Origin of the sequence: Variovorax sp. V118 (assembly GCF_041154445.1) — a bacterium.
GTDB lineage: Bacteria > Pseudomonadota > Gammaproteobacteria > Burkholderiales > Burkholderiaceae_C > Variovorax > Variovorax boronicumulans.
Genome location: NZ_AP028663.1, coordinates 1,814,146 through 1,825,281, shown reverse-complemented (window position 1 = coordinate 1,825,281; position 11,136 = coordinate 1,814,146). Strand labels below are relative to the sequence as shown.

Genomic DNA, 11,136 nt, shown 5'->3' with positions numbered 1-11,136 from the left:
CATGACCGGCGCCGCCAACGCACTGTCCATCGACGCACCGGTCTGCCGGTACGTCGAGCTGGACAGCTTCACCGACACCCTGCCCGCCCAGGTCCTGTCGGAGGAAGAGCGCGCGCGTGCCGAGAATCTGCGCTTTCCCGTCGACCGGCAGCGCTTCCTGGCGGCCCATGTCGCGCTGCGCCAGGCGCTGTGCGCGTACACGGGCCTGGCCCCCGATGCACTGACGCTGGCCACCGGTGCCTTCGGCAAGCCGTCGCTGGCGGGCCACCCGCGCACCCAGTTCTCGCTGAGCCACAGCCAGGGCCTGGCATTGATCGCCATCGGCGGTCGCGGCCCGCTGGGCGCCGACGTCGAGCTGCTGCGCCCGATGCCGGACGCGGCCGACCTGGCGGCGGCGCATTTCACGCGGCGCGAACAGGAGGCGCTGGCCGCCCTGCCCGCCGACGAACGCGACCGCGCCTTCCTGACCTGCTGGACCCGCAAGGAAGCCTGCCTGAAGGCCATCGGCGTGGGCCTGCTGGTGTCGCCGCAGAGTTTCGACGTGGGCCTGGCACCGGACAGCCGCAGCGTCGAGCTGCCGGTGGCCGGACGCATCCTGGTGCTGGCGCTGGGGCCCGCGCCCGCGCGGGCGGACAGCGTGGGCTCGCTCGCCGAATGGCGCCATACCGAAGCCCGCGCCCGGCCCTCGCAGTCCGACCCCGAAGGCCGCCGCATGCGCCCCCTGAATCCGCGCAAGGGCATGAGCGAGGCGCGATGCGCAGGGGGTGTCGCATGACCCTCTTCACGCCCCTCATGTTCGGACCGGCCTCGCGCCAGGTCTTCGGCGCGTTCCACGCCGCCGACGACCACCGGGGCGAGCCCACCGCGGTGCTCCTGTGCCCGCCCTTCGGCCAGGAGGGCCTGCGCACCCACCGCTTCTTCAAGGTGCTGGCCGAACGCCTCGCGCGCGCCGGCATCGCCACGCTGCGCTTCGACTTCTACGGCTCCGGCGACTCGCCGGGCGACGAGAGCGAGGGCGAACTCGACGGCTGGCGCCGCGACCTGTGCGCGGCGCACGAGGAGCTGCGGCGGCACGCACCGCATGCCGCCATCGTGTGGATCGGCGCGCGGCTGGGCGCCACCCTGGCCGTGCTGGCCGCGCGCAACGGGCGCTGCGACCCGGCGCGGCTGGTGCTCTGGGAGCCGGTGATCGACGGGCCGGGCTACGCGCGCCTGCTGCGCGAGCGCCACGTCGAGGCGATCGACACGACCTTCTGCATTCCCGACCTGTCCTGGCGCCGCAGCCTCGCGCGGGAACCGGACGCACTGCCCGAGGAGGCGCTGGGCGTGCGTCTCTCGCCGGCGCTGCAGGCGCAGCTGCGCGCCCTCACGCCGCAGTCGCTGCCGCTCACGGCCCTGCACGACACCCTGGTGCTGGCCCCGCCCGACGACACGTCCACCGCGCAATGGGCGGCCGAGCAGCAGTCGCGCCACATGCCGGTGCGCCTGGCCTACCTGAGCCACCCGCTGGACTGGACGTCCGACCCCTTTCCCCACAGCGCGATGGTGCCGGCCGATGCGCTCAACCGCCTGCAGGGAGCGATCCATGAATGACATGACGCAGACCCCGGTGTGCTTCGGCCCCGGCAACGCACTGATGGGCATGCTCACCCTCCCCGCGCAGCGCGCGGCGGCCCCTGTCGCCTGCCTGATGTTCAACATGGGCGCGAACCACCGCGTCGGGCCGCGCCGCATCAACGTGAAGCTGGCGCACCTCCTGGCCGCGCGCGGCGTGGGCAGCCTGCGCTTCGACCTGGGCGGCATCGGCGACAGCGAGGCGCTGGACACCGGGCCCGACCTGCAGACGCGCGCGGTGCACAGCCTGCAGGCCGCCATGGACCTCGTGCAACGCATGCAGGGCATCGGCCAGTTCGCGACCGTGGCCATGTGCTCGGGCGTGGAGCACGCCATGTCGGCCGCCGCGGTGGACGCGCGCATGGTGGCGCTCTCGCTGTTCGACGGCTTTGCCTTCCCCCAGCGGCGCACGCGCTGGGAGCTCACGGTGCGCCGCGCGCTCGCGGCGCCGTTGCACCCGTCGTTCCCCGGCAAGGCGCGGCGCTGGGTGCTGCGCCATCTGCCGGGCAGCACGGTGGGCAAGCCGCTGCCGGGCTACTTCGTGGACCGGCGGCCGCCCAACGTCAATGCGATCTGGTTCGAAGCCACGATGAAGCGGCTGGTCGAACGCGAGGTGGCGGTGCAGCTGCTGTATTCGGGATCGCTGCATGTCTGCGACCGCGACCGCGACCAGCTCGGCGCCCTGCGCCGCGAACCGTTCATGCAGGGCCTGCAGTACGAGTTCATGCGGGACGTGGACCACACCGTCTGCACGGTGAAGGGCCAGCAGCTCTTCCTGCAGTCCGTCGGCGACTGGGTCGTCGAGCACTGTCTGGCCACCGGCAGCCCGCAGCGGCAGGACCGTCCGGCGACAGGCACCCCGCGCGCGATCCCGACCACGCTCGCCGCGCCCTGAAACAACAACCGAAGCCAAGGAGATTGCCATGACATCCGCAACCCCAGCGAACCCGCGCGGCGAGCGCCTCCTCGCCACCGAGGGCGCCCGCGCCCTTCCCGGTGGCCGCTTCCGGTCGCGTGCCATGGCACTGCTGCTGTCGCTCGGCTTGTGCGGCTGCGCACCCGGCTTCGGCACGCCGGGCCCGCTGCAGTTGGCCGACGGCACGGCCGGCGGCAGGATCGCGGCCATCACGCCGGAGCTGGTCCGCGCGCAGCTCGCCGGGAACACGGGCATCCCGCCCGACGTGAAGGCGTTGTTCGGCCGGCCCGCGCCCTACACCATCGGGCCGGGGGACGTGGTGGGCATCACCGTCTACAACAACCCCGAGCTGCAGCCCAACCTGGGCGCGGTGATCGCGCAGCAGAGCGACCCGACCGGCGTCACCGTGGCGCCGGGCTTCATCGTCGATGCCGCGGGCGAGATCAGCTTCCCCTACATCGGCCGCACCCGGCTGCAGGGCCTCACGGAAAGCGGTGCGTCCGAGCTGATCGCCAAGCGCATCGGCAGCATCATCAAGGCACCGCTGGTGAGCGTGCGCATCCAGTCGTTCCGCAGCCAGCGCGCCTATGTCGAGGGCGAGGTCCGCACGCCCGGGCTGCAGATCTTCACGGACATCCCGATGACGCTGTCCGAGGCGCTCAACCGCGCGGGCAGCATCACTGCCGGGGGCGACCGTTCGCATGTGACGCTCACGCGCGGCGACCGCACGGTGGTCATCGACCTGATGCAGCTCAAGCGCTTCGGCGCCGACGCCAACAACATCCCGCTGCGCAACGGCGACATCGTGTACGTCGGCAGCCGGGACGACAGCCGCATCTACGTGATGGGCGAGATCCTGCGGCCCTCGGCGCTGCTGATGCGCAACGGCCGCATGAGCCTGAACGAGGCCCTGGGCGATGCGGGCGGGCCCGACCTGCTCACGGCCGACCCCGGGCAGATCTACGTGATCCGCAACTCGCCGCAGACGCCCGACACGCCGCAGATCTTCAGCCTGAACGCGAAGAACCCGGCCGCGCTCGCGCTGGCCGACCGCTTCGAGCTGCGGCCGCGCGACGTCGTCTATGTCGACCGCGTGCCGCTGGTCTCGTGGAACCGGGTCGCCAACCTGATCCTTCCCGCCGCCCAGGTGATCAACCTCGCGCGCGACACCGCCCGCAGCAGGTAGGCCGCGCAGCCCCGGCCCGAACACGACAAAGAAGGTGAAGCCCATGAATGCGCGTTGGTACCCCCCGCTTCCCGCACCGTACAGCCCGGAACCCGAGCGCCCGCACTCGCGGTTCAAGGAATACGTCGACCTGATGCTGGACAACCGATGGCTGATCGCCTCGGTCACCGCCGCGGTGTTGGTGCTGGGCGCGGGCTACGCACTCTTCGGGCCGCGCGTGTACGAAGCGAACGTGCTGATCCAGCTCGAGGACGCCGAGCGCTCGCCCGGCGGCGCGGGCGATGCCGCGGTCAACGGCGTGGGCGTGAAGACGCCGACCTCGGGCGAGGCCGAGATCCTGAAGTCGCGCATGGTGCTCGGCCAGGCGATCGAGAACACCAAGCTGTTCATCAAGGCACGGCCGCACTACATCCCGGTCGTGGGCGCCTTCATCGCACGGCATTCGAAGACGCTGTCCAGGCCGGGCTTCCTCGGCATGCGCGGCTACGTGTCGGGCACCGAGCGGATCGCGGTCGCGCAGATGGACGTGCCGCCGGCCCTCGAGGGCAAGAAGTTCCTGCTGACCACTGGCAAGGACGGCACCTACACCCTGACGCACCCCGACCTCGACACCCCGCTGCACGGCCGGGTCGGCGAGCCGCAGGACAGCTCGGTGCCGGGCGGAACGGTCCATCTGCTCGTGGCCTCGATCGACGCCCGGCCCGGCGGCGCCTTCGAGCTGACGCGGCATTCCACGCAGCTCACCATGCTCGAGCTGCAGCGCGAGCTGCGCGTGATCGAGAAAGGCAAGCAGTCCAGCGTGATCGACGTGAGCTGGCAGACCGACGATCGCGAGCACCTGGCGAACCTGCTCAACGAAGTGGCGCGCCTGTACATGCGCCAGAACATCGACCAGAAGACCGCGCAAGCCGAGCGCACGCTGAACTTCCTGGGCACCGAGCTGCCCAAGTTCAAGCAGCAGCTGGAACAGTCGGAAGAGGCCTACAACCAGTACCGCAACCAGAACGGAACCATCAGCCTGGACGACGAGGCGCGCAACGCGCTGTCGCAGAACGTCGACCTGCAGGCCAAGCTGCTCGACGCGCGCCAGAAGCGCCTGGACCTGGCAAGCCGCTTCACCAGCCAGCACCCGATGCTGATCACGCTCGACGCGCAGATCGCCTCGTTGCGCAAGGAGCTGGGCGGCGTGGACAACCGCATCCGCCGCATGCCGATGCTGCAGCAGAACTCGCTGCGCATGCAGCGCGACATCAAGGTCAACACCGAGCTCTATTCGTCGCTCTTGAACAGCTCGCTGCAGATGCGCCTGGCCCGCGAAGGCCGCATCGGCAACGTGCGCGTGCTCGACCAGGCGCTGTCGCCCGAGAAGCCGGTGCGGCCCAAGGCGGTGATCGTGATGGCGCTGGCGCTGGTCGTGGGGCTGTTCCTGGGCGCGGTCACGTCGGTGCTTCGCAAGGTGCTCAAGAACACGGTCGCCACCCCCGACGAGATCGAGATGCGCACCGGCCTGAACGTCTACAGCACGATCGCACTCAGCACGCGGCAGGGCACGCTCGACCGCGCCATCCGCCAGGGCAAGCCCGGCGTGAAGCTGCTGGCGGCCTCGCACCCGGACGACCCGGCGCTCGAAGGCGTGCGCAGGCTGCGCACCGCGCTGGGCTTCCTGATGGCGGGCGCGCAGAACAACCGCATCCTGCTGACCAGCGCCACACCGGGCGCGGGCAAGACCTTCCTGTCGGCGAACTTCTCGGCCGTGCTGGCGGCCTCCGGCAGGCGCGTGCTGCTGATCGACGCCGACATGCGCCGCGGCAAGCTGGCGAGCCAGTTCGGGCTCAAGGCGACCACCGGCCTGTCGGAGCTGATCGCCGGCACCGCCACGCTCGCGCAGGCGGTGCATGCGCAGGTGCTGCCGCACCTGGACGTGATCACCACCGGCAAGCTGCCGCTCGATCCGGCCACGATGATGGGTTCCACTGCGTTCACGCGGTTGCTGGAGACCCTCTCGGCGCTGTACGACGCGGTGGTCATCGATGCCCCGCCGATCCTGCTGGCGACCGAGACCGTGGCGATGTCACCGGACGTGGGCACCCTGATGCTCGTGGCCCGCGCCGGCGACAGCGAGCTGGGCGACCTGGTGGAGAGTGCGAAGCGGCTGGCGCACGTGGGCGCGGCGTTCCACGGCGTGGTGCTCAACGCGCAGGACGCGCGGCAACGCCACAACGCCTACGGCTACGACTACGGGCCCTACGGCCTGCCGCCGAACATCTATCCGCCCGCGCTGGGGCACACCCCCCGCGCCGAACCGGAGCGCGCGACATCATGAGCACGCACCTTTCACGCACGCCGCACCGCAGCGCCGCACGCCCCGTGCCGGTGGGCGGCTCGCGGCTCCTGCAGGCCGCCAAGCGCACCATGGACATCCTCCTGGCGGGCGCCTTCTTCCTGTTCCTGGGCTGGGCCTACGCGCTGATCGCCCTCGGCGTGCTGCTGACCTCGGGCGGCCCGGCCATCTACGTGCAGCCGCGCTACGGCAGGGACGGCCGGATCTTCCGCTTCTACAAGTTCCGCACCATGGCGCCCGACGCCGATGCCCTGCTGGCCCGGCACCTGCGCGAGAACGACGCGGCGCGGCGCGAATGGGAGAAGTTCCAGAAGCTCGAGCACGACCCGCGGATCACCCGCTTCGGCGCCTTCCTGCGCCGCTACAGCATCGACGAGTTTCCGCAGTTCTGGAACGTGCTCAAGGGCGACATGAGCATGGTCGGCCCGCGCCCCTGCATGTTTGCGCAGAAGGAGCTGTACGGCCCGTACTGGGCGTACTACTGCGCCGTGCGCCCGGGCATCACGGGCCTGTGGCAGATCAGCGGACGCAACGAGGTGAGCTACCGCCGCCGCGCGGCCATGGACGCCGAGTACGTCGCCACGCTCTCGCTGCTGCGCGACGTCGTGATCCTGCTGAAGACCTTCCGCGTCGTGCTCGGGGCGCGCGGTTCGCGCTGAGACCCGCAGTCCCCTCTTCCTTCACTGAAAGAACGCCATGCGAATCTATGTTGCAGGTCATCGCGGAATGGTCGGCCAGACGCTCACGAGGCGCCTGGGCGAACTCGGCCACGAGGTCGTGACGCGCAGCCACGCCGAGCTCGACCTGCTCGACCAGGCCGCCGTCGCGCGCTTCTTCGCGACCGAGCGCATCGACCAGGTCTATGTGGCGGCGGCCAAGGTCGGCGGCATCCACGCCAACATGACCTACCCCGCGCAGTTCATCTACGAGAACCTGCTGATCGCGGCGAACCTCACGCACCAGGCCTTTCTCGCCGGCGTCAAGCGGCTGCTGTTCCTCGGCTCGAGCTGCATCTACCCGCGGCTGGCCGAACAGCCGATCCGCGAAGAGGCCCTGCTCACCGGCAAGCTCGAGCCCACCAACGAGCCCTACGCGATCGCCAAGATCGCGGGCATCAAGCTCTGCGAGAGCTACAACCGGCAGTACGGTGCCACGCACGGCGTCGACTTCCGCAGCGTGATGCCGAGCAACCTCTACGGGCCCGGCGACAACTACCACCTGGAGAACAGCCACGTGGTGCCCGCGCTGATCCAGCGCTTTCACCTGGCCAAGATCAGCCGCACGCCGAGCGTGCTGATCTGGGGCAGCGGCCGGGCGCGGCGCGAGTTCCTGTACGTGGACGACATGGTCGAAGGCTGCCTGGACGTGATGAACCTGTCGCGCGCCGCCTACGACCAGCACACCGATCCGATGCGCGGCCACATCAACCTCGGCACGGGCGAGGACGTCTCGATCGCCGAGCTGGTGGAGCACATCCGCGAGGTCGTGGGCTACGAGGGCAGCATCCACTACGACCTGGCCCAGCCCGACGGCGCACCGCGAAAGCTGCTGGACGTGTCGCGCGCGGCCAGCTTCGGGTGGCGCGCCACCGTGCCGCTGGCCGAAGGGCTGCGCCGCACCTATGCGGACTACCAGGCGGCGCGCCGGACCGCCGCCGAGGCCGAGCACGCCTGAAGCAGAAACGGACCTCGCCATGAGAACCCTCGTCTTCTGGTCCGGCATCGTCTGCGCCGCGCTGTGCGGGCAGATCGATCCTGTCTGGGGCTACGGGGTGGTGTTCGTGCTGACAGTGGTGCAGCTGTCGATGCTGGGCACCGCCAGCGACAGCGTGTTCCTGCTGATCCACTACACGGCGGTTCTCATCTACTTCTCGCTGGCGCCGGCGATGCAGATCGCGACCGACACCGACTTCTGGGAGGTCGGCATCGTCGGCCAGGCTGCGCACACGCAGGGGCTGATGCTCGTGCTGCTGTACATGGCCGGCGTGGAAGCCGCACGGCTGGGGCTGCCCGAGCCGCCCGCCGCGCCCCGGTTGGCGCAGCGCGCGCTCGGCGCTGGCGTCGCCCACCCCTTCCTGCTGCTGGCCTGCCTGGAGGTGGCGTTCGCCATGCTCTTCCTGCGCCCCGACATGAACTTCACGGCGCGCGGCGTGATCTCCGAAGAGGAGGCCGCGCCGGTCCAGTACATCGTCTATTCCACGCTGCCCAAGCTCATGGTGCTGCTGTGCTGCGTGGCGCTCGCGATCCACGCCACGCGCCAGCGCACGCTGTGGGCCTGGTGCGTCGCGGGCCTCGCCTTCGCGCTGGCCGCCATCGCCGCCAACCCGGTCAACACGGCACGCCAGGTCATCCTGATCGGGCTGCTGCCGCTGCTCATCCACGCCCTGGGGCGGCGCCACCGGTGGACGCTCGCCGCCGTGATCTTCGGCGCCATCGCGGGCCTGGGCCCGGTGCTGAACCTGATCTCGCGCGACGCCATGTGGGGCGCGGAGCTGGCGTCGTACCCCTTCAGCCAGGACTTCGACGCGATGTTCGTCGTCGCGGGCATCCTGGAGCGCGCGCCCTCGCCCGACCTCGGCTACGGGCGCTACCTGCTCTCGGCCTTCTCCTTCATCCTGCCGCGCGAACTGAAGATGTTCCCGGGCTACGACCCGCTCGGCTGGCCGGCCGTGCTGGGCAACTTCTCCCAGAGCAACCTGTCGCTGCCGCCCTTCACCACCGCCTACTTCGACTTCGGACTGGCGGGCCCGGCCCTGCTGGGCTTCGCGGTCTCGGCGCTCTTTCGCCTCGTCGACAAGGCTGTCGATCCGCAACGCACGCTGACGGCCGGCTACCTGTGCGCGCTGGTGCTGCTGGCGGCCTACGTGCCGTTCCTGCGCGGGCCGATCCTGGGCTGGGGACCGTTCGCCGTCTCGGGGCTGGTCGCGGCCGTCGTCGCCGGCAGCCTCGCTGCATGGTTCCGCAGGCCGGCCCCCCGCCCGGCGCGCGCCAGCCTGCCGACCGCATGAGAACGCACGCAGGAGCGACCATGGCCACCTACCTCTTCTACGACACGATCCGGCTCAACGCGTCGGCGGGCGGGGTGCTGAACGTGTCCGAGGTGCTGCTCGAGAGCATGCGCGACGCGCCGGGCCACGAGGTGCAGCCGGTCAGCGAGCGCCACCCGCACCTGTACGCGGCCGCACGGCGGCTGAAGATCAGCCGCTTCATCCTCGACACGCTGCTCTACAACGTCCACCTGGTGCGCGGGTGGCTGCGCGGGGAGCGCGTGTACTCGCTGTTCCCGAACTACTTCCTGCCGTTCTCGCTGCTGGCGCCCTTCGGCCGCCACCGGGATTCGATCGTGGTGGTCCACGACGTGCAGTACAAGTCGTACCCGCAGTACTTCAGCGCGCGCAAGCGCCTCTGGCTCGACTGGAACCTGCACCGCGTCGCGCGCAGCGCCGCCGACGTGGTCTTCATCAGCCGCAGCAGCCAGGAAGATTTCGAGCGGCACTTCAGGCGCTGCGAGCACCCGGCGGTGATCTTCAATCCCGTGGATGCGGGCGCCGTCACCGCTAGCGCCGACAGCACGGCCGCGCCCGGCGGGCGCTACCTGATCGCGGCCTACCACTACTACCCGCACAAGAACTTCGAAGGCATCCTGAAGCTCTTCGTGCGCATGAAGCGCCAGGGCCTGGTCGACTACCTCGACATCACCGGCAACGGCGCCAAGGAGGTCGAACGCATGATCTCGGCCATGGCGCCCGCGTTCCGCGGCTGCGTGCGGCACCGGGGGCTGGTATCGCGGGAAGAACTCCTGCGGCTGTACCGGGGCGCGACGGCCTTCATCTCGCTGTCCACCTTCGAGGGCTTCAACCTGTCGGCCGCCGAGGCGGCCACGCTGGGCGTGCCGCTGCTGCTCTCGGACCTTCCGGTGCACCGCGAGCTCTTCGCGGGCTACGCGTTCTTCATCGGCAACGAATTCGTCGGCCTCGGCAACATCGAGCGCTACCTGGCCGCGCACCAGCGCACGCGCCCCGCATGGTCGCTCTCGCGGGTCTGCACGCCGGGCGCGGTGGCCGCGAGTTACCTCAGGCTGAAGCGCGGCGACGCGTCGCTGGCGAGGGCCACGCCATGACGAACCGCGCACGCTCCCTGCTTCGCGCGCTCGCGCTGCTGGCGCTCGGGCTGGCCGCGTGGGCGCGGCCCGCCGTCGCTGCACTGCCGGAAACGCAGAGCGTCCCTGGCTTCGGCGTGATGGTGCATTACCTGCCCGACAAGCAGTCCATCGCCGGCATCGGGCGCTTCGACGTCGACGCCTTCGCCGCCGAACTCGCCGGAATGCGCGCCAGCCATCTCATCCTCACGCTCGGGCAGAACAACGGCCAGTTCATCGCGCCGAACGCCGCCCTCGAAGCGCTGTGCCCGCGCAGCGCCGCGCACCGCTCGCCACGCGACCTGCCGATGGAGATCGGCCGCGCACTGCGGCGCCACGGCATCGCGCTGATCCTCTATCTGCCCTTCCGCGCGCCGCAAGGGGATGCCTACCTGATGGAATGCCTGGGCGATGTCTCCGAACAGCTGCCGCCGCCGCAGCGCTTCATCGCCGCCTGGTCGGCGGTGATCGACAGCTGGTCGCAGCACTACGGCGCAGTCGCCACGGGCTGGTGGTTCGACGGTGTCTACAACACGACGGGCATGACGACGCGCGACTGGGACCGGTTCTGCGCGGCCGCGCGCAACGGCGCACCCACCCGGTGGCTGGCCTTCAATGCCGGCGAGGGGGCGGCGCGCTTCAGTCTCAAGAGCGCGCCGTGCCAGAACCTCATGGCGGGCGAGTACCTGCAGCCCGCCGCACGCCTGGCCTCACCGCCCTCCGAACTCCGGCTGCATGTGCTGACGCCGCTGGGCGCCTCCTGGGCCCAGCCGAGTGCGCCGCGCTTCTCGGCCGCGCAGCTGCGCAGCTGGATCGGCGACGCGAACGCGCGGGGCGGAATGCTCACGCTCGACATGCCGCTGGACGCCGACTTCCACTTTCTCCCCGCCCACGTCGCGCTGGTACGCAGCGCCACCGCGGCGCGGCCCTGACCCGTACCAA

The 11,136-nt window shown here is 70.5% G+C and carries 10 protein-coding genes; all 10 read left to right on the top strand.

Features of this window, described 5'->3' with window-relative positions:
• Position 1: 1 nt before the first annotated feature.
• The 10 genes from ACAM52_RS08230 (at position 2) to ACAM52_RS08185 (ending at position 11,126) form a co-directional block, all read left to right on the top strand.
• On the top strand, positions 2-775 hold the full coding sequence (locus tag ACAM52_RS08230) for a 4'-phosphopantetheinyl transferase superfamily protein (RefSeq protein WP_369646687.1): 774 nt from the start codon (positions 2-4) through the stop codon (positions 773-775).
• Positions 772-1,593, top strand: coding sequence for an alpha/beta hydrolase (locus ACAM52_RS08225; RefSeq protein WP_369629150.1), 822 nt, complete (start codon positions 772-774; stop codon positions 1,591-1,593). Before ACAM52_RS08230 ends, ACAM52_RS08225 begins: the two co-directional genes overlap by 4 nt.
• Positions 1,586-2,509: a hypothetical protein gene (locus tag ACAM52_RS08220; RefSeq protein WP_369646686.1), complete on the top strand. Its 924-nt coding sequence runs from the start codon at positions 1,586-1,588 to the stop codon at positions 2,507-2,509. Before ACAM52_RS08225 ends, ACAM52_RS08220 begins: the two co-directional genes overlap by 8 nt.
• Before the next feature lie 124 nt (positions 2,510-2,633).
• Positions 2,634-3,716 carry a polysaccharide biosynthesis/export family protein gene (locus ACAM52_RS08215; RefSeq protein WP_369647710.1) on the top strand — a complete coding sequence of 361 codons (1,083 nt, stop codon included), beginning with the start codon at positions 2,634-2,636 and terminating at the stop codon, positions 3,714-3,716.
• 43 nt (positions 3,717-3,759) lie between these two features.
• Positions 3,760-6,039: a polysaccharide biosynthesis tyrosine autokinase gene (locus ACAM52_RS08210; protein WP_369646685.1), complete on the top strand. Its 2,280-nt coding sequence runs from the start codon at positions 3,760-3,762 to the stop codon at positions 6,037-6,039.
• Entirely contained in the window at positions 6,036-6,716 is a 681-nt protein-coding gene (locus ACAM52_RS08205; RefSeq protein WP_062473256.1) for a sugar transferase, read from the top strand. The genes ACAM52_RS08210 and ACAM52_RS08205 overlap by 4 nt, the downstream gene beginning before the upstream one ends.
• A gap of 37 nt (positions 6,717-6,753) precedes the next feature.
• The gene (locus ACAM52_RS08200; protein ID WP_369646684.1) at positions 6,754-7,731 is read left to right on the top strand and encodes a GDP-L-fucose synthase family protein; all 978 of its coding nucleotides are present in this window, start codon (positions 6,754-6,756) and stop codon (positions 7,729-7,731) included.
• A 19-nt stretch (positions 7,732-7,750) separates the two neighbouring features.
• Positions 7,751-9,064 carry a hypothetical protein gene (locus ACAM52_RS08195; RefSeq protein WP_369646683.1) on the top strand — a complete coding sequence of 438 codons (1,314 nt, stop codon included), beginning with the start codon at positions 7,751-7,753 and terminating at the stop codon, positions 9,062-9,064.
• Positions 9,065-9,084: 20 nt separating this feature from the next.
• The gene (locus ACAM52_RS08190) at positions 9,085-10,176 is read left to right on the top strand and encodes a glycosyltransferase (RefSeq protein WP_369646682.1); all 1,092 of its coding nucleotides are present in this window, start codon (positions 9,085-9,087) and stop codon (positions 10,174-10,176) included.
• Positions 10,173-11,126: a hypothetical protein gene (locus tag ACAM52_RS08185; protein WP_369646681.1), complete on the top strand. Its 954-nt coding sequence runs from the start codon at positions 10,173-10,175 to the stop codon at positions 11,124-11,126. Before ACAM52_RS08190 ends, ACAM52_RS08185 begins: the two co-directional genes overlap by 4 nt.
• Positions 11,127-11,136 lie beyond the last annotated feature (10 nt).